The sequence below is a fragment of the Thermosipho melanesiensis BI429 genome, assembly GCF_000016905.1.
Classification (GTDB): domain Bacteria; phylum Thermotogota; class Thermotogae; order Thermotogales; family Fervidobacteriaceae; genus Thermosipho; species Thermosipho melanesiensis.
This window is the reverse complement of record NC_009616.1, coordinates 664,814-682,819: the sequence shown is the minus strand read 5'-3', so window position 1 is coordinate 682,819 and position 18,006 is coordinate 664,814. Positions and strand designations below refer to the sequence as shown.

The 18,006-nt window shown below is 33.1% G+C and carries 23 protein-coding genes and 6 tRNA genes; 12 read left to right on the top strand and 17 right to left on the bottom strand.

From position 1 onward, the window contains the following. Positions 1-42 precede the first annotated feature (42 nt). On the top strand, positions 43-819 hold the full coding sequence (locus TMEL_RS03405; protein ID WP_143611001.1) for a DUF368 domain-containing protein: 777 nt from the start codon (positions 43-45) through the stop codon (positions 817-819). A gap of 36 nt (positions 820-855) precedes the next feature. Here TMEL_RS03405 and rplA read toward each other — a convergent pair whose 3' ends face one another. The 13 genes from rplA to TMEL_RS03340 form a co-directional block, all read right to left on the bottom strand. Continuing rightward, on the bottom strand, positions 856-1,554 hold the full coding sequence (gene rplA, locus TMEL_RS03400; RefSeq protein WP_012056868.1) for a 50S ribosomal protein L1: 699 nt from the start codon (positions 1,552-1,554) through the stop codon (positions 856-858). Between the two features lie 26 nt (positions 1,555-1,580). Further along, positions 1,581-2,006: a 50S ribosomal protein L11 gene (rplK, locus tag TMEL_RS03395; protein ID WP_012056867.1), complete on the bottom strand. Its 426-nt coding sequence runs from the start codon at positions 2,004-2,006 to the stop codon at positions 1,581-1,583. Between the two features lie 46 nt (positions 2,007-2,052). Then, entirely contained in the window at positions 2,053-3,123 is a 1,071-nt protein-coding gene (nusG, locus tag TMEL_RS03390; protein WP_012056866.1) for a transcription termination/antitermination protein NusG, read from the bottom strand. Positions 3,124-3,141: 18 nt separating this feature from the next. Next, on the bottom strand, positions 3,142-3,330 hold the full coding sequence (gene secE, locus TMEL_RS03385) for a preprotein translocase subunit SecE (RefSeq protein ID WP_012056865.1): 189 nt from the start codon (positions 3,328-3,330) through the stop codon (positions 3,142-3,144). Positions 3,331-3,352: 22 nt separating this feature from the next. Further along, positions 3,353-3,428 (bottom strand) — tRNA-Trp (locus TMEL_RS03380). Between the two features lie 9 nt (positions 3,429-3,437). Further along, complete coding sequence (gene rpmG / locus TMEL_RS03375) at positions 3,438-3,587, bottom strand: 50S ribosomal protein L33 (protein WP_012056864.1); 150 nt, start codon at positions 3,585-3,587, stop codon at positions 3,438-3,440. A 26-nt stretch (positions 3,588-3,613) separates the two neighbouring features. Then, positions 3,614-3,700 (bottom strand) — tRNA-Tyr (locus tag TMEL_RS03370). A 9-nt stretch (positions 3,701-3,709) separates the two neighbouring features. Beyond that, a tRNA-Thr gene (locus TMEL_RS03365) sits at positions 3,710-3,785 on the bottom strand. Between the two features lie 39 nt (positions 3,786-3,824). Further along, entirely contained in the window at positions 3,825-4,052 is a 228-nt protein-coding gene (gene rpsR, locus TMEL_RS03360; RefSeq protein ID WP_012056863.1) for a 30S ribosomal protein S18, read from the bottom strand. 22 nt (positions 4,053-4,074) lie between these two features. Further along, positions 4,075-4,476 carry a single-stranded DNA-binding protein gene (locus TMEL_RS03355; RefSeq protein WP_012056862.1) on the bottom strand — a complete coding sequence of 134 codons (402 nt, stop codon included), beginning with the start codon at positions 4,474-4,476 and terminating at the stop codon, positions 4,075-4,077. After that, complete coding sequence (gene rpsF / locus TMEL_RS03350; RefSeq protein ID WP_012056861.1) at positions 4,473-4,832, bottom strand: 30S ribosomal protein S6; 360 nt, start codon at positions 4,830-4,832, stop codon at positions 4,473-4,475. The genes TMEL_RS03355 and rpsF overlap by 4 nt, the downstream gene beginning before the upstream one ends. 89 nt (positions 4,833-4,921) lie before the next feature. After that, a tRNA-Met gene (locus TMEL_RS03345) sits at positions 4,922-4,997 on the bottom strand. Between the two features lie 8 nt (positions 4,998-5,005). Then, positions 5,006-5,082 (bottom strand) — tRNA-Cys (locus tag TMEL_RS03340). 125 nt (positions 5,083-5,207) lie between these two features. Here TMEL_RS03340 and TMEL_RS03335 point away from each other — a divergent pair. The 8 genes from TMEL_RS03335 to TMEL_RS03300 all read left to right on the top strand — a co-directional run bounded on the left by TMEL_RS03335 (position 5,208) and on the right by TMEL_RS03300 (position 13,051). After that, positions 5,208-6,245 carry an FtsW/RodA/SpoVE family cell cycle protein gene (locus TMEL_RS03335; RefSeq protein WP_238375228.1) on the top strand — a complete coding sequence of 346 codons (1,038 nt, stop codon included), beginning with the start codon at positions 5,208-5,210 and terminating at the stop codon, positions 6,243-6,245. Further along, positions 6,245-6,880 carry a hypothetical protein gene (locus tag TMEL_RS03330; RefSeq protein WP_012056859.1) on the top strand — a complete coding sequence of 212 codons (636 nt, stop codon included), beginning with the start codon at positions 6,245-6,247 and terminating at the stop codon, positions 6,878-6,880. Before TMEL_RS03335 ends, TMEL_RS03330 begins: the two co-directional genes overlap by 1 nt. 13 nt (positions 6,881-6,893) lie before the next feature. Next, complete coding sequence (locus TMEL_RS03325) at positions 6,894-7,745, top strand: glycine--tRNA ligase subunit alpha (protein ID WP_012056858.1); 852 nt, start codon at positions 6,894-6,896, stop codon at positions 7,743-7,745. After that, on the top strand, positions 7,745-9,730 hold the full coding sequence (gene glyS / locus TMEL_RS03320; RefSeq protein ID WP_012056857.1) for a glycine--tRNA ligase subunit beta: 1,986 nt from the start codon (positions 7,745-7,747) through the stop codon (positions 9,728-9,730). The genes TMEL_RS03325 and glyS overlap by 1 nt, the downstream gene beginning before the upstream one ends. 25 nt (positions 9,731-9,755) lie before the next feature. Continuing rightward, the gene (locus TMEL_RS03315; RefSeq protein WP_012056856.1) at positions 9,756-10,265 is read left to right on the top strand and encodes a rubrerythrin family protein; all 510 of its coding nucleotides are present in this window, start codon (positions 9,756-9,758) and stop codon (positions 10,263-10,265) included. 39 nt (positions 10,266-10,304) lie between these two features. Further along, entirely contained in the window at positions 10,305-11,234 is a 930-nt protein-coding gene (gene hflK, locus TMEL_RS03310) for an FtsH protease activity modulator HflK (RefSeq protein ID WP_012056855.1), read from the top strand. After that, the gene (hflC, locus tag TMEL_RS03305; RefSeq protein ID WP_012056854.1) at positions 11,231-12,082 is read left to right on the top strand and encodes a protease modulator HflC; all 852 of its coding nucleotides are present in this window, start codon (positions 11,231-11,233) and stop codon (positions 12,080-12,082) included. The genes hflK and hflC overlap by 4 nt, the downstream gene beginning before the upstream one ends. 84 nt (positions 12,083-12,166) lie before the next feature. Next, positions 12,167-13,051, top strand: coding sequence for a CBS domain-containing protein (locus tag TMEL_RS03300; RefSeq protein WP_180373120.1), 885 nt, complete (start codon positions 12,167-12,169; stop codon positions 13,049-13,051). Here the strand turns inward: TMEL_RS03300 and tsaD are convergent. The 3 genes from tsaD to TMEL_RS03285 all read right to left on the bottom strand — a co-directional run bounded on the left by tsaD (position 13,041) and on the right by TMEL_RS03285 (position 15,702). Further along, a complete protein-coding gene (gene tsaD, locus TMEL_RS03295) occupies positions 13,041-14,018 on the bottom strand; it encodes a tRNA (adenosine(37)-N6)-threonylcarbamoyltransferase complex transferase subunit TsaD (RefSeq protein WP_012056852.1) in 978 nt (325 codons plus the stop codon). The genes TMEL_RS03300 and tsaD overlap by 11 nt on opposite strands. After that, positions 14,019-15,245 (bottom strand): ATP-dependent Clp protease ATP-binding subunit ClpX, encoded by a 1,227-nt coding sequence (gene clpX, locus TMEL_RS03290; protein ID WP_012056851.1) that lies wholly within the window; start codon positions 15,243-15,245, stop codon positions 14,019-14,021. Positions 15,246-15,342: 97 nt separating this feature from the next. After that, the gene (locus TMEL_RS03285) at positions 15,343-15,702 is read right to left on the bottom strand and encodes a GIY-YIG nuclease family protein (protein WP_012056850.1); all 360 of its coding nucleotides are present in this window, start codon (positions 15,700-15,702) and stop codon (positions 15,343-15,345) included. 44 nt (positions 15,703-15,746) lie between these two features. Here TMEL_RS03285 and TMEL_RS03280 point away from each other — a divergent pair, with 44 nt between their 5' ends. The 3 genes from TMEL_RS03280 (at position 15,747) to TMEL_RS03270 (ending at position 17,001) form a co-directional block, all read left to right on the top strand. Continuing rightward, complete coding sequence (locus TMEL_RS03280; protein WP_012056849.1) at positions 15,747-16,373, top strand: HAD family hydrolase; 627 nt, start codon at positions 15,747-15,749, stop codon at positions 16,371-16,373. Position 16,374: 1 nt separating this feature from the next. Next, complete coding sequence (locus tag TMEL_RS03275; protein WP_012056848.1) at positions 16,375-16,878, top strand: 8-oxo-dGTP diphosphatase; 504 nt, start codon at positions 16,375-16,377, stop codon at positions 16,876-16,878. Between the two features lie 34 nt (positions 16,879-16,912). After that, positions 16,913-17,001: transfer RNA gene (locus TMEL_RS03270), tRNA-Leu, on the top strand. A gap of 43 nt (positions 17,002-17,044) precedes the next feature. On the opposite strand, the gene TMEL_RS03265 is transcribed toward TMEL_RS03270, so the two are convergent. Further along, positions 17,045-17,845, bottom strand: a complete 801-nt coding sequence (locus TMEL_RS03265) for a flagellin (RefSeq protein ID WP_012056847.1) — start codon at positions 17,843-17,845, stop codon at positions 17,045-17,047. Positions 17,846-18,006: the final 161 nt, after the last annotated feature.

Genomic DNA, 18,006 nt, shown 5'->3' with positions numbered 1-18,006 from the left:
ATTTATATTATAATAGTTTGTGAAGATAAAGGAGGAGTGAACGTGAATAATTTTCTACTTGGGATTATTATGGGAATAGCTAATCTTTTACCTGGAATAAGTGGAGGAACAATTGCGGTTATTTCTGGAAGGTATGAAGTTATATTAAAATCTGCTTCTGATATTGTTTCATTTAATTGGAAGAAAGATTCTGTTAAAACTATTTTATTGTTAATATTGGGTATGGGTTTTTCTATTGTATTACTTTCAAAGGTTTTATCTTTGATCTTTTCAAAATATCCAGAGTATTCTTATGGTGTGTTTACCGGTTTAATCGTTGGTGGTTTAATATATTTAGTGAAAAGAGTTAATTTAAAAAATATTGGAAATGTTTCGATAATAACCATTTCGTTTTTAATTACCTATATGCTTTTAAAATTTGCTCAAAATTTTGAGATAAGTAATTTAAATGTTTCCACATGGTATTTAGTTTTTGGAGGAATAATTAGTGCGGCTACTATGGTTTTACCTGGTATAAGTGGTTCATCAATGCTTTTAATTATGGGAATATATAAACCTGTTATTGATGCTATATCTGTTATGAATTTAAAAATTTTGATTCCATTAGGAATTGGTGTGATTATAGGGCTTGTACTTATAATTAAATTGCTGGAAAGATTGATAAAAAAATATAGGGAGAAAGTATTAGCTTTTTTGATTGGTTTAACAATATCTGGAACAATAATTATATTTCCCATTACTCAGAAATGGTTAACATATATTTATTTTCTTATTGGTGCTTTTTTATCGAGGTATCTTGAAAAAATATTAAACGAATGAAAAACCCCTTTCGCAATGAAAGGGGTTTTAATTTTTTTATTGAGTAAGTGTTGCAGGATTTACTTTTATTCCAGGTCCCATTGTTGTTGAAAGAACGACCTTTTTTATGAATGTTCCCTTAACACCCGTAGGCTTTAAGTTCAATACTTGCTCATAGGCAGATTTAATATTTTCTGTAAGTTTTTCTTTTTCAAAGGATGCCTTTCCTACTGGAATATGCAAATTGCCTGTTTTATCGGTTCTAATTTCCATTCTACCTTTTTTAAAGTCTTTTACAGCAGCTGCAACGTCATTTGTTACTGTTCCAGCTTTTGGATTTGGCATTAATCCTCTAGGCCCAAGAATTTTACCAAGTCTTCCTATTATTTTCATCATATCTGGTGTTGCGATTGCAACGTCAAAATCGAGAAAACCTTCTTTTTGAATTTTTTCCGCTAAATCTTCCGCACCTACGTAATCTGCGCCAGCTTTTTTAGCTTCTTCGGCTTTTTCACCTTTTGCAAAAACAAGAACTCTAACTTCTTTACCTGTACCATGTGGTAAAGAAATAGTACTTCTTATTTGTTGGTCAGATTTTCTGTAATCGATGTTTGTTTTTATGTGTAATTCTACGGTTTCATCAAATTTTGCAGTTGCAACTTTCTTAGCAAGATCAACTGCTTCATTCAAATCGTACTCTTTTGTTCTATCAACCAATTTTCTAACTTCGTTATACCTCTTGGAGTGCTTCGGCATTTTGCCTCCTCCTTCCTAAGAATTTATTAGTCTACTACCTCAATTCCCATACTTTTTGCTGTTCCTTCAATGATTTTCATAGCTGCTTCAATGTCGTTCGCGTTTAGGTCTTCTTTTTTGATTTCAGCTATTTCCTTAATTTGTTCTCTCGTGACTTTTCCAACTATCTTTCTCTTAGGTTCTTGAGAACCAGAGTTCAATTTAGCAGCTTTTTTCAACAAGAAAGAAGCGGGTGGAGTTTTTGTTATGAATGTAAATGACCTATCTTCGTAAACAGTGATTATTACAGGGATAATCATACCAGCTTTATCAGCCGTTGCAGCGTTAAACTTCTTACAAAATTCCATAAGGTTTACACCACGTTGACCTAAAGCAGGACCAACCGGTGGTGCTGGAGTTGCTTTTCCAGCTTCAAGTTGCAACCTAACTTGTGCAACTACCTTTTTTGCCATAATACAACCTCCTTTTTGTGGTTATAGGGTAAACCCTCCCACTAAGTTAAACAACCTTTTCAACTTCACTAGTATGTACAGTTACCGGGGTTTCTCTACCAAATATTGTAACTGTTACTTTTAATTCGTTATGTTCTGGATTAATTTCTTTTACAGTTCCAACAAAACCTTCAAATGGTCCAGAGATAATTTTAACGGAATCGCCTATTTCAAAGTCAAATTCAATCTTAACTTCTTTTGATTTTTCTTCTTTTGGTATTTCTTCTTCACCGGATAACCTCAACAATACTTTTGCTTCTTTATCGTTTAATGGTAAAGGTCTCCCACCAGATGATACAAAATCAATAATACCAGGTACAGTTCTGACAAAATGCCAGAATTCATCGTTCATTATCATTTCAACAAATAAATAACCAGGGAATAGTTTCCTAACCTTTACCTTTTGAATTCTAATTTCCTTTTTTGTTGGAAAATCTGTTATCTCCACTCTACCAGAACTTTTTGCAAGAATCTTTTTCGGTTCAGCAATAATCTGTCCAGCTTTTATTTTGACACCTTTTTTAATAGCATTGGAATTAAAAGTACTGATGGGAGCAACATAGACATCAAGGTCATTTGAAGAATTTTTTACTACTATTCTTTTCATGTTTTCAGTTTGAATTATTTTACCGTCAATTTCGCATATGATTTCTCCATCAGAAGAAAGTGGCATACCTTGTCTAACCATACCACCAACTTTTAACCCTGTGACGGGTTTATTTTTTTGAGGAATAACATATGTTTTTGTAAATTTTTTGTCTACAGTTTCAATAACAACCTTTTTAGCATTTCTTACATCTGTTACTATTCCATCTCTTCTTGCTCTAATGGAAGGTTCTTCAGCTAGTGAGTCTCCCTTTTTAACTATATCTCCATTGGAAACATAAATTTTTGCATTTAAAGACACAACATGCCTTTCAACAGACTTTGCCGATGCATCAATAACAATCTCTTCAGGAAGTAAAACACGAGAAATAACATGCTCAAGACCTTGAGCTTTTATCTTTGCCTCCAAATTACCCTTGGCAGCTGTTTCGTATCCTGCCAAAGCTTGTAGAATATACCATCTTTTTTTCATTTATACCACCTCAAAAAATTAAAAGAGCTTGAAAAGGGCACTTAATGCACCAGAGAATACCAAATCTAACACGAAAAAGTAAACACCAGTCACCAAAAGTATGAAAAGAACCACACCCGTTGCTCCCCATAGCTCTTTTTTATTGGGCCAATGAGTCTTCTTTATTTCCGTTTTAACTTCTCTAAAAAATTTTCTTAGTTTTTCCATGCTATCTCCCCCATAAAAAAATTGGCAGGGGCGGCAGGACTTGAACCCGCAACACCCGATTTTGGAGACCGGTGCTCTGCCAGTTGAGCTACGCCCCTGCGTGTGGATTAAGCTTTTGTTTCGTTGTGAACAGTATGTTTATTACATTTCGGACAATATTTTCTGAGCGATAGTTTTTCTTTTTTGTTTTTTTCACGAGTCGTATAATAGTTTTTGTTACCACATTCAGAACATTTCAAGGCAACTTGTATTCTCATTTCTTTTCCCTCCTACTAAAAAAATCTGGTGGTGAGGGAAGGATTCGAACCTTCGAAGGCATTCTGCCAGCGGATTTACAGTCCGCCCCCTTTGGCCACTCGGGCACCTCACCACCTATACTTGGAGCCAGCGGAGGGACTCGAACCCTCAACCTATTGATTACAAATCAATCGCTCTACCGGTTGAGCTACGCTGGCTCGCCGCGATTTCTATTATATCTTATTTCAAAGAACCTGTCAATACTTCACGTAAGGTAAAAGCGCCATCTGTCTAGCTCTTTTAATCGCTATTTTAACCATTCTTTGATGTTTTGCACAATTCCCTGTGACCCTTCTTGGAATAATCTTTTCCTTTTCGGTTAAAAATTCCCTTAATAGCTTTACATCTTTATAGTCAACGTAATCAATTTTTGATTGACAAAGCTTACAAACCTTTGGTTTCTTTTTTCTTCTATATTTCATCATTACTACCTCCTTTTTTCAAAGATCAAAATGGGGGTTCATCACTTTCATTGTCGTCAAACAATTCATCGTAACTTACCACTGTTTCATTTGAACTATCAGTTAAAGAGTTATCGCTCTTTCTATCCATGAAAGTAACTTGATCTGCCCATATCTCTGGTGTGCTTCTATTTTGCCCGTCGTTTGTTTGCCATCTATTAATTCTTAACTTCCCCTCTACCAAAACCAACCGACCTTTAGTTAAGTAATTCTGCACAAACTCTGCTAATCTATTAAACGTGACTATTCTTATAAAATCCACATCGTCATTTCTATTACTCCTATTTACAGCCAGTGTAAATGTAGAAATTAGCGTTCCATTTACCGTTTGTCTTGATTCCGGATCCCTTGTAAGTCGTCCTACAAGAACGACTTTGTTATAATTCACTCTTCCACCTTCTCGGAATTTTCGGAACCCTCTTCTTTTCTTGATTGTTTTTTTTCTTTCTTTTCAAGATCAATTCTTCTAAACGTTTGCCATCTTAAAAATTCGGGTCTAACTCTAAAGTATGATTCCAAAACTGTTATGTCTAATCCTTCTCCTCTGAAATAAACAATAGTGTAATCTGCTTCGTTGTATTTTTTTAGTGGATATGCCGTTTTCCTAATTCCCCATCTGTCTACGTTATCTACATGTGCTCCTAATTTCTCTTTTAGGTAGTCTACAACACCTTGTGCTATTTTCTCTCTTTCTTCTTCTGCAATATCTGGTTTGATGATGAACATGGTTTCGTAAATTCTCATCTTTGCACCTCCTCCCTCGGCCTAAATTTGGTCCCGCAACAATTTTGCGGAACGGGATTTCAGAAATAAAGGGAGCATTTGCTCCCTCCTGGTGGGCTCGGGAGGAATCGAACCCCCGACCATCCGGTTATGAGCCGGACGCTCTGCCAACTGAGCTACGAGCCCACTTTCTTTGGAGGCGACGGTGGGATTTGAACCCACGAATAGGGATTTTGCAGACCCCCGCCTTAGACCGCTTGGCCACGTCGCCTCGCAAGTCACATTTTAACATATTATATTTCTTATGTCAATAAGTTTTTTTAATTTATACTTTTAATTTTTATGATATAATTTTTTGGGTGATAAGCAGTGAGAGAGAATAAAAATTTTGATTATATGATATTTTTTTCCACGATTTTCTTGATGATTTTTGGTCTTCTTAATTTGTACAGTGTTTCAAAAGAGCTTTTTTTAAAACAAGTTATTTGGGATGGAATTGCAGTTTTTGGAACATTTTTTGTTTATTTTACAAAGGAAAATCTTATAAAAAAAATGATTTTTCCTCTATATACATTATCAATTTTACTGCTTGTTAGTGTGTTGTTTTTTGGAGTAAGAATATACGGTTCAGTAAGATGGTTTAGGTTTTTAAATGTTTCATTTCAACCATCAGAGTTGTCTAAACTTAGTTTGGTTTTGGTTTTGAGTGTTTTGTTTTTGAAAAAAGATATTAAATCTGTTCTTTTTTCTATGGTGTTAACTATAATACCGGTTCTTTTAATATTGAAAGAACCGGATTTGGGTATGACGGTGTTGCATATTTTCATTTGGTTTATTTTATTGGTATTTTCAGGTATAACCTTAAAAATTATACTACCTTTAATTGGAACCGGGATTTCCATGTTGCCAATTTTTTATTTTTTCGTTTTAAAAGATTATCAAAGGGCTAGGATATTATCATTTCTAAATCCAGAAAAATATGCAAAAGGTGCAGCATACAATGTTATAATGGCAAAAAATACAGTTGGAGCTGGTGGAATATTTGGAAGAGGTTTTCTTATCTCACCGGCTGTTAGGGGAAATTACGTGCCAAAGATGGAAACTGATTTTATCTTTTCAGCTATTGGAGAACAATTTGGATTTATTGGAAGTTTAATATTGTTAGGTTTGTATATTTTAATAACAATTAGAATCTTTTCAAAAATAAGGTATTACAAAGATGATTTTTGGAGAATGGTATCTATAGGCTTTTTGGCTGTTTTCGTTTTTCACGTATTTGAAAATATAGGTATGAACATAGGTATTATGCCGGTAACAGGGATTCCTTTGCCATTTGTAAGTTATGGAGGAACTTCTACATTTGTTTTTGGTTTGATGGCAGGTTTTTTTCTTAAATCTATGGCGCTTGCTGACAAAAGTAGGAAGGTGATTTGATGAGGGTAAGAAAAAAGAGAATATCCATATGGCCTTTTGTGCTTTTCATATCTATTGTCGTAATTTTTGTTATGACCATATTTTTCTCATTTGGAAATTTTTTTCGGTATAGAAAACTTTTAAATGATTACAATGCATTAAAAAGTTATATGAGTAGTAAACTCCAAAATTATGAGACGAAGTTGAAGGATTTAGACTCAAAATTAGGTCCTAATTCTTTGATAGATAAGTATATCCTTTCTGTAAATTATCTGAAAAACTTTGGTGCGGATTTGGAACAGGTTTTAAGTAATATAGAAGACGAACCTGGAACAGGATATTTTATGGTTTTTGTAGTTGGGCAAGAGTCTAGTTGGTTTACTGTAAAAAAGGGAGAGAAAACCTATTTTTCAAGGGAACTTTATCCCGGCCTTTCAAAGTATAGATTTTATTATTTCAAAGAGCCTAGGATAAAAACAGATTATGATATTGTTATTTCTCCTGATGCAGATATTGTAGTCGGTAAAGCAGGAAAAGTATACCTTTTATTTTATGGAGTAGGTGTATCTTTTCATCCAACTAAGGTTGTTCATGTAACAAAAATGACAGTTGATAATTTAAAAAAGACGTATAACTTATATGTTCCAGGTAGGTAAGGAGGATGAAAAAGTGTATTTGCAGGATATAATAAAAAAATTAGATGAGTTTTGGGCAAACGAAGGTTGTTTTATTGATCTTCCATATGATATGGAAATGGGAGCAGGAACATTTCATACCTCAACGTTTTTTGGAGTTTTAAGGCAAAGAGATTGGAAAGTTGCCTTTGTCCAACCAAGTAGAAGACCAACTGATGGAAGATATGGCGAAAATCCAAATAGGATGCAAAGATTTCTGCAGTATCAGGTTATAATAAAACCTAATCCAAAGGGTTCGCAGGACCTGTATTTAAAATCTTTGAAAAGCTTGGGGATAAATCCTCGGGAACATGATATTAGGTTTGTTGAGGATAATTGGGAATCTCCAACCCTTGGTGCATGGGGAATTGGTTGGGAAGTTTGGCTTGATGGTATGGAAATCACACAATTTACTTATTTTCAACAAGTTGGAGGTATTCCTTTGAAAAAGATACCTTTGGAAATAACTTATGGTCTTGAAAGGATAGCCATGTATTTGCAGGGAGTGGATAACGTGTTTGATGTTATGTGGAGCAAATATGTAAAATATGGTGAATTATTTTTGGAAAATGAAAGACAGTTTTCCGTTTATAACTTTGAGAAAGCAGATGTGGATAAATTATTTAAGTTGTATGACATTTACAGAAGTGAATTTAACAATTTGATAGAAAACAACTTATTTTTACCTGCATATGAGCAATTAATAAAATGTTCCCATACATTTAATCTATTGGATGCCAGGAATGCAATTAGTGTTGCACAAAGACAAAGTTATATAAGAGATATTAGGAGTATGGCAACTTTGTGTGCAAAGAGATTTATAGAATACGAGGAAGGTGAAAGATAATGTATATATTTGAGATTGGGGTTGAAGAACTTCCCACAACAGAAGTAAATAATATTCTTTTACAGCTTGAAGAAAAGCTAGAAAAATTTTTTAAGGAAGAAGAGTTGAGATATAGCGGTTTAACAGTTTTTTACGCTCCAAGAAGATTTGGTTTTTTCATAAAGAAAATAGATGAAAAGCAAAAAGATAAAACAATTGAGAAAAGAGGTCCCTCAAAAACTGTGGCATTTGATGAAAATGGAAATCCAACAAAGGCATTAAATGGTTTTTTAAAGTCAAACAACGCAAGTATTAAAGACATTGAAATAAGAAATAATTACGTATTTTTAAGTAAAAAGGTAGAAGGTAAAAAAACAGAAGAACTTTTAAAAGAGAAAATCCCACAAATTATTTACAGTTTGAATTTTAGAAAATCTATGAAATGGGGGAATGGTGAATTTTCATTTGTGAGAATACCCCATTGGATTTTATCGGTATATAAAGGAGAAATACTGGAAATAGAGTTATTTGGTATTAAAGCCTCAAACAAGACGTATGGTCATAGATTTGTTGATGATAACATAGTAGAGGTAAAAAGCATAGAGGATTATTTGGAAAACTTAAGAAGATTAAAAGTGATAGCCTTGCATGGTGAAAGAAAAGAAAAAGTTTTATCATTGCTAAAAAATTATGAGACAAGCTTTGATGAAGGGTTAATAGATGAAGTTGTGACGTTAACAGAATATCCTATTTTACTTGAAGGGAGATTTCTGGAAAAATACCTTTCACTTCCCGAAGAACTTATAACAACTACGATAAAACATCACCAAAGATCATTTACAGTTTACAAAGGCGAGAAAATTACAAATAAATTTTTATCTTTTATTGATTCTCCAAATGGGAATGTGGATTTGATTAAAAAAGGATATGAAAAAGTGGTAAACGCAAGATTAGAAGATGCAAAATACTATTATGAAAAAGATTTAAAGGTTCCTTTAGAAAGTTTCAATGAAAGTCTTAAGGAGATAGTGTTTCAAAAATCCCTTGGTACCCTTATGGATAAAGTAGAAAGGATTGAAAAAATTTCTGAAAAGATATGTGAAGAATTAAAAATAGATTATTCTGATAAAAAGCGAGTGTTAAGAACGGCACATTTATGCAAAGCAGACATTGCATCTAGTGTAGTTTATGAATTTCCAGAATTGCAAGGTGTAATGGGAAGAATTTATGCTTTAAAGGATGGAGAAGATTACAACGTTGCCTTGGGTATAGAAGAACATTACAGCGATGTACCTAAAAATATAACTGGTGCAATAGTTGCAATTGCAGATAGAGTAGATACTGTTGTAGGGAATTTTATCGTAGGTAATATTCCTTCTGGTTCTAAAGATCCATTTGGAATTAGAAAAAAGGTAGATACATTATTTGAAATTCCGAATGTTTTTTCCTGGGATATAGATCTTTTAGAGGTGGTAAAATTTTCTGCTGAGCTTTTTGGAAAAGGTATACCAAATGAGTTATTTGAATTTTTTGAAGCAAGATATGAAGTGTTTAACTCAAATACAAGGTATGATATAGCAAGAGCGGTTAAGAGATTTTGGAAAAGACCACTTAGAGGAAGATTGATAGCCCAAGCACTAATGAATATAGTTGATAAAGAAGAATTTCAAAGTCTTTTAATAGGTTTTGAAAGGGTACATAATATATCAAGTAAGTTTGATTCATGTGAGTTTGATAGTACAAAGTTTCTTGATAATGCAGAAAAGGAGTTGTTTAATAAATACATTGAGCTAAAACCAAGAATTTTGGAAGCATTGGACAATTTAAGCTTTGATGCCGCACTTTTGTATTTAGTGGAATTTAGAAAATATATAGACAGTTATTTTGATAATGTTTTTGTTATGACAAAGCAAGATGATATTAGAATGAATAGATTAGGCTTTTTAAAAAGCCTAGATAGACTCTTTTTAAAATTAGGAGATTTGAATTTACTTAAGAAAAAATGATATAATGGTAAGGGGAGGTGAAACAGTGAGAGAGATGACGAGACAATTTTTAGAAGCAGCATTTGCCGGAGAATCTATGGCACATATGAAATATTTAATTTTTGCTGAAGAAGCTGAAAAGAAGGGGTTGGTAAGACTTTCGAATTTATTTAAAGCTATTGCATATGCGGAATATGTGCATGCCAAAAATCACTTTAAGGTGTTGAAAAAGCTTTCTGATGAGATGAAAGAAAATGTACAAACCTGTATTGATGGTGAAACGTTTGAAATTGAAGAAATGTACCCTGTGTATAAAAATTCTGCGGAATTTCAAGATGAAAAAGAAGCAGTAAGAAGTACACATTTTGCACTTGAAGCAGAAAAAATACACGCTGAAATGTACAAAAAGGCAAAAGATTTGGTAGAAAAGGGAGAAGATTACACAGCAGAGAAAATTTATATCTGTCCTATATGTGGATATACAGTTGAAGAAGAAGCTCCTGAAAGATGTCCTGTATGTGGAGCTCCGAAAGAAAAATTTGTAGAGTTTAAATAGTGGGGAGCAGTCCCCACTTTTTATTTTGGAGGTGGTTTAATGTTAAAGAAACTTGTGTTTTGGATAATTATAATTGTAATTGTTCTAATTTTTCTGGGGACAGGGGTGTACCAGGTTGGTCCATCAGAGGTTGCATTGATAAAAACATTTGGAAAGTACACACATTCGACGGGTCCTGGTATACACTTTCATCTTCCATACCCTATACAATCGCATGTTATTGTTGATGTAGAAACCATAAGAAAAGAAGAAATAGGGTTTAGAACGATTGAAAGCTATGGAAAGATAAGTTATAGGACTATTAATGAAGAAGCTTTAATGCTTACAGGAGATGGGAATATAATAAGTGTAGAAGTGGCGGTGCAATATAAGATAAAAGATCCTGTAAAGTTTGCGTTTAACGTTATAAATGGAAGGGATATAGTAAGATTTACAACAGAGTCTGTTTTAAGAGAAAGAGTAGCTGTTAGAAATATAGATGATGTATTAACTGTTGCAAGGGATGAAATTGCCATTGAAACAGCGGAGCAAGTACAAAAAATATTAGATGAATACGATGCGGGTATTCTAATTAACAAAGTCTATTTGCAAGAAGTTGCACCTCCTGATCAAGTAGTAGAAGCATTTGATGATGTTAATAACGCAAAGCAGGATAAAGAGAGGTTTATAAATGAAGCAAATAGATATGCAAACGATATTGTTCCAAAAGCAGAAGGTGAAGCACAAAAAATTTTAAGAGAAGCAGAGGCATATGCAAAAGAAAAAATTTTAGAAGCAAAAGGTGAAACACAGAGATTTTTAAGTGTATTAAAAGAGTATGAAATAGCTCCGGATATAACAAAAAAGAGACTTCTTATAGAAAGATTAGAGGAGGTATTTTCAAATACAAAGAACGTTTTTGTACTTGATGATAGTGGCACGTTAAAGCTTTTAGATGTGAATGAACTGATTGGTGGTGGTACAAAATGAAAAAGTTAATAACATTTTTAACAATTCTGGTGATTGTTATTATAATACTTTCCCTTTCTATGTTTATAGTTGATCAAACTCAGCAGGCGGTTGTTTTGAGATTTGGTCAAATAGTAGAAGTTTATCCAGAAGCCGGTATTCATTTTAAGACACCGTTTGTGGATAACGTAGTGAAGTTTGAAAAGAGGATATTGTTGTATGATATAGAGCCAGAGAAAATAATTACTTTAGATAAAAAGACGTTAATTGTGGATACATATGCACTTTGGAAAATAAAGGATGCCCGAAAATTTATTGAGACAATGAAAACAATATCACTTGCAGAATCCAGAATAGACGATATTGTATATTCCCATATAAGGAATGTTTTTGCAAAACATACTTTTGATGAGATTATATCAGACAAAAGGGAAGGATTTTTAAAAGAAGTAACGTTACTTTCAAAAAACGATTTAGATGATTTTGGTATAGAAGTTATTGATGTAAGGGTAAAGCATGCAGATCTTCCAGCAGAAAATGTACAAGCAGTTTACGAAAGAATGAGGGCAGAAAGATATAGTATAGCTGCCCAGATTAGAGCAGAAGGTCAGAAAGAAGCCCAAAAAATACGTGCTGAAGCGGATAAACAAGTGGCTGTTATACTTGCTCAAGCCAAAAGTGAGGCGGAGGCTATAAAAGGTACTGGCGAAGCAAGTGCAACTAAAATTTACGCAGAAGCATTTAAAACAGACCCGGAATTTTTTGATCTATGGAGAAGTCTTAGTGCATATGATGAGATATTTAAAAATGGAACTATAATTTTTGGAAAAGATTTGGAGATATTTAAGTACATTTTTGGTGTAAAATAATAGGGGAGTTACTCCCCTATTATTTTTTTGAAAGAGGTGGATTCATTGGATATACTTGAAAAAGTACAATCTATATTTTCACACATGAAGGTATCTGAATTTATGAATAGTGATGTTATTTACGTTTTGCCAAATAGAACAATAATGCAAGTAAAGGAAATTTTAAGATTAAAGAGAATATCTGGTGTACCCGTTGTAGATTCTCAAAAAAAGGTTATTGGGATTATAAGTATTGAAGATATAATAAGGAGTATAGAAAAAAATCAGCTTGACAGTCTTGTTGAAGAACAAATGACACGTAGAGTAATTACAGTAGAGCTAGACGCTACGTTACGTGATGTTATGGAACTATTTGAAAAGTATGGATATGGACGGTTTCCCGTTGTTGATGAAAAGAAAAGGTTGGTTGGTATTGTAACAAAAAATGACATTTTAAAAGCGGTTGCTATGAAATTAGGTATTTTATATTTACATGACGAAAGAAGGAAAAAGGCATTAGATGAAGATATTGAGAAATCTTTGATTACAGGTACGAGTATTAATAAAAGTGATAGTGATTTTTACTTTAAGATAGATTACTATGACATAAATTCAATAGGCATAGGCGCAGCACAATTAAAGAAGTTCTTGCTTACAAAAGGGATAGATGAAAAGTTGGTAAGAAGGATAGCAATAAGTGTTTATGAGGCGGAGGCAAATGTTGTTATCCACAGTGGAAGTACAGGTGAAATCTATTGCTTTATCAAAGAAGATAGTATTGTTGTAAGGGTAGAAGATAAAGGTAAAGGTATTGAAAATTTGGAACTTGCCATGAAAGAAGGTTTTTCTACTGCACCTGATCACGTAAGGGAATTGGGATTTGGCGCAGGTATGGGACTTCCAAATATAAAAAGATATTCTGATAAAATGGTTGTTCTTTCGGAAAAAGACAAGGGAGTTATAGTGGAAATGATTTTCTTTATAAATTAAGATTAGGCATAGCGTCTATATTTAAATCTGATGTTCCGTCAAATAATTTGTAACCTGCTATTGCAATCATCGCGGCATTATCGGTACAAAATTCTATTGGAGGTATTAATAAGATTATTCCTTCTTTTTTTGAAATTTCAAGTGCTTTTGTCCTTAAATATTTGTTTGCTGCAACTCCACCTGCAAGTACGACTGTATTTATCTTCTTGTCTTTTGCTGCTTTAAACGTTTTATGTAGGAGTATGTCGGTAACTGCTCTTTGAAATGACGCGGCAACATCTTCTTTTGGAATTTTGTCTAATTTCTTAATTGTGTATAGCACAGCTGTTTTAAGTCCTGAAAAGCTAAAATTGTAGTCTTTTGAATCATAAAGAGGTTTAGGGAAATTAAATGCTTTATCATTTCCATATTGTGCGATTTTTTCTATTTCAGGACCGCCTGGATAACCCAACCCCAATATTCTTGCTACTTTGTCAAAGGCCTCTCCTGCTGCATCATCTAAAGTTTTTCCCAAAACTTCTATTTTTTCGTTTTGTATGTGTAGGATTTCAGTGTGTCCGCCGGATACCATTAAGACTATAAATGGAGGCTTAAGATTTGGATAGGTTAGATAATTTGCATAGACATGACCAACAATGTGGTTAATTCCAATTAAAGGTTTATTTAATTTTAATGAAAGGCCTTTTGCAAATGAAATTCCTACGAGTAAAGCACCAATTAATCCAGGTCCGTATGTCACAGAAATAAGGTCTATATCATTTAGTGAGATTTTGGCCTGCGATAGTGCATTTTTAAAAACAACAGGTAAATTTGAAAGGTGGTGGCGTGCCGCAATTTCAGGCACTACACCACCGAATTTTTTGTGTACATCTATCTGTGAAGAGACAACACTACTTAATATCTTTTCATTTTCTAGTACTGCAACTGCAGTTTCATCGCAAGACGTTTCAATTCCTAAAACTATCATTTATGCAGTCTCCTTAACAATTAACTTTGGTTTTTCCTTCTTGGTTACACATTTTTCTGTTACAATTACCTTTTCTACGTTGTCTAAATCTGGAATTTCAAACATAACATCTATCATTACTTCTTCAAAAACACTCTTTAAAGCACGGGCACCTGTTCCCCTTTTTGCTGCTTTTCGTGCAATGGCATAAAGTGCATCTTTTGTAACTTCCAACTCTATATTATCTATTAAGAATAATTTTTTGTATTGTTTTAAAATAGCATTTTTGGGTTCTGTAAGTATTCTTACCATGTCATCTTCTGTGAGGTCTTCTAGTGCACCAATTACCGGAAATCTTCCAACAAATTCTGGTATAAGGCCGTATTGTACAAGATCTTCTGGTGTTATATGTGAGAGTATTTCCCCAAGTTTCATTTCTTTTTTACTTTTTATAGGAGCGTTAAATCCCATAGCGCTACTTTGGATTCTTCTTTTTATTATTTCCTCAATACCATCAAAAGCGCCACCAACTATGAATAAAATATTTGATGTGTCAACCTTTAAGAATTCTTGATATGGGTGTTTCCTGCCACCTTGTGGTGGAACATTTGCAATGGTTCCTTCGACGATTTTTAATAATGCTTGTTGTACACCTTCACCGGAAACATCCCTTGTTATTGATGGATTAGGGGATTTTTTTGCAATTTTGTCAATTTCATCTATGTATATTATTCCATATTGTGCTCTTTCTATATCAAAGTTTGTTACTTCCAAAAGTCTTAGTATAACATTTTCTACGTCTTCACCTACGTATCCCGCTTCCGTTAATGGTGTTGCATCAGCTATAGCAAATGGAACATCGAGAATTTTTGCAAGTGTTCTCGCAATTAATGTTTTTCCACTTCCCGTTGGTCCTATTAGTATTACGTTTGATTTTTCTATTTCAACATCGTCAAAATCCACGTTAGAAAAAACCCGTTTGTAATGGTTGTAAACAGCAACAGAAAGGATTTTTTTAACCCTTTCTTGACCAATTACGTATTTGTCAAGTTCTGCTTTTATTTGTGAAGGTTTCGGAAGGTCTTCTTTTTTTCTTTTTTTCTGATTACTTGATCTTTTATCTTCGTACAGTATATCGTGGAAGATTTCAACACAGTCATTACAAATATATACATTTCCGGGTCCTGCTATAAGTTTTTCTACCTTGTCTGAGGATCTTCCACAAAATGAACAAAATTTTTGCGCCATACTTTTTCCTCCTTAAAATGATTCATCATAATTCTATCATAAAAAATTGATATTGTGTTTCTTTGGTGTATCTTGTTTTTTTCATCATAATAAACATTTATATGAGCTTGAAAAAATGAGAATTGCATGTTTTATCATCAGTTGCTCCAAAATTTTTTATTTTGGAGAATTTTTTAGAGAGATTACATGCTATTGTTGATTCAAGCCTTTTTGAGGCGTTTTCAAGATACATTACTGAGATAATTTCTGTATGTGGGTTTGTCGTGATATAATCAATATGCCAGAAGATTTTTTTATCTTTTTTTAGGTGTCTATCTATTCTTTTTTCTAAATTGTTTTGTGCAGAACCAATGTAGACATAGAGACCTTTTGAAAAAGTAATAGTACCTAGTGAACCGACTTTTATTGAAATTTTTTCTTTTACTATTAAAAATAACAAATAAATACCTTTTTTCATATTTTTCACCTCGATATATTATTATATATTAAGGCGGTGATATTTTGTATATTTTTGTGGATTACGATGGTACGTTAATTAAGAATCCCGAGAGTGAGTTTTTCGAAAGGTATTTTTTTCTGCTTTCAAAATTTTCTGGTATAGATCTTAGTGAAATATCACGGAAAGTTATGAAAGCGGTTGAAGAAACGGCAAAGGATACGGATAATGGAAAAAATCTCTTTGAAAAGTTTCTTGAAAAAATTTCCGATAATGGAGATAGAAAGTACTGGGAGAATTTGTTTATGGAGTTTTACAAAAGAGAGTTTTCTAAATTAAAAGACATAATAACCAAAAATGATTTTTTAGTGGAGTTGATTAAAAATACCGACAAAGAAGTAATTTTTGCCTCAAATCCATTGTTTCCAAAGATAGCGGTTAATGAGAGAATTAGGTTTGTAGATTTATCACCTAAACGGTTTTGTTACATAGCACATATGGAAAATTCACATTTTGTAAAACCTGATCCCCGTTTTTTTAAGGAAATTGTAGAAAAGTTATCAATTAATCCAGCTGATTGTGTTATGATAGGTGATACGGAAAATGATATAGCATGTGAAAAAATAGGAATAAAGTTTGTACATGTAGATAATGAAAAAGAAATATACAATATCTTTGTGAAAGGTGATTAATGTGGATTATTTAGATATGATTAATAAATTAAGAAAAAATAATAGGCAAAAAGAGGCAGTAATATGTTATGCAGAGTTTAAAAATAAGATATTGTTTATTTTAAGAAAAAAGGAACCGTTTGCTAATTGCTTGGTACCACCAGGTGGCAAAGTTGAAGTTGGAGAAAATGTTGAAGATGCCGTAAGAAGGGAATTTTTTGAAGAAACAGGTTTAGAGCTGAAAGATATTAATTTGCGTATGGTAACAACAGAAATAGGGCCAGAAAACTACAATTGGATTTTATTTATTTTTAGGGGAAAAGTTTCTACGGATAAATTTGTAGAGAGTGATGAAGGAAAGTTAAAGTGGATAGAAATAGAAAAGTTAAATGATGAAAATTTAACAGATATAGATAAACATCTTATTCCACATATTTTTTCAGATGAACCTGTGAAGGTAGTGGAAATAGAATATAATAAAAACAAGAATTGGAAAATCTTATCCGAATACAACTTAATTTATTGACATCCTATTTTTATATGTTAAAATATTTAATGATGCCGAGGTGGCGGAATTGGGAGACGCGGTTGACTCAAAATCAACTGGGGTTGACACCCCATGCGGGTTCGAGTCCCGCCCTCGGCACCAAAAATAAAAGGGCCGGATTTTCCGGCCCTTTACTTTTTGCGAGTCATCCTAAGAGCCGCAATACAGACCATGCGGATATATTTGATTGGGTGGAGAGAGAGAGAAGTGTTTGTGAAAGTATATTGTTTTTGGTAATTTCCAATAGAGTTTTTGCTATATCCGTATCATGGATATTACTTGTACTTGAAGTAATATTTTCAAAAGCGTTTGCAGCAACAGCTCCGTATTGTTTTAAGGCATTTACATTTGCGCCTATATTACTTCTTGTTTCTGAAATAGTATTAATTGCATTATCAAGTCTTTCAATGGCAGTATGTGCATTTTCAATGGTTAATATATTAGTATCTTCAATGTTTAATGCATCTGTTTGGACATTTGGAATACTTATGTTTTGTGATTTGCCATTTGGGTTGACTTGTATTTCTATATTCTCAAAATTACCTGTTAATAGTTGCTTGTTGTTAAATTCTGTATTTTTTACTGTAGTTTTAATTTGTTCAAGCAGTTGGTTATATTCTTCATTTAAAGCGGCCCTTTCATTTTCAGTAAGTGTTCCATTTGAAGCCTGTACTGCAAGTTCGCGCATTCTTTGTAAGTTATCATATATTGAAGAGAGAGCACTGTCTGCTGTATTTAACATATCTACTCCTGTATAAATATTTTCTATAACTTTACCATATCTCTCAATTTGACTTCTCATTCTTTCATAAATAGCTGCACCTGCAATATCACTTGTGAGTAGTTTCTGGGCAGTAACAACTTCCGCCATGTTGGCTTTATTTTGATCTTGAAAAGAAAGAAGTCTATGCGTTATCCAAAGATTAACGCTATTGTTAATCCTCATCATTTCACCCCCTCTCCTCAAAATTAGACCAAAAAATTCTACAAAAGTTCAAAATTTATGTTAGAATACCTTTGGGGGCGATAAAATAAAAAAAGCAATTATTTCTATATTATTTGCAATTTTTTCATATTATTTATTTAGTTTTCTAGTAAATTTTCCAC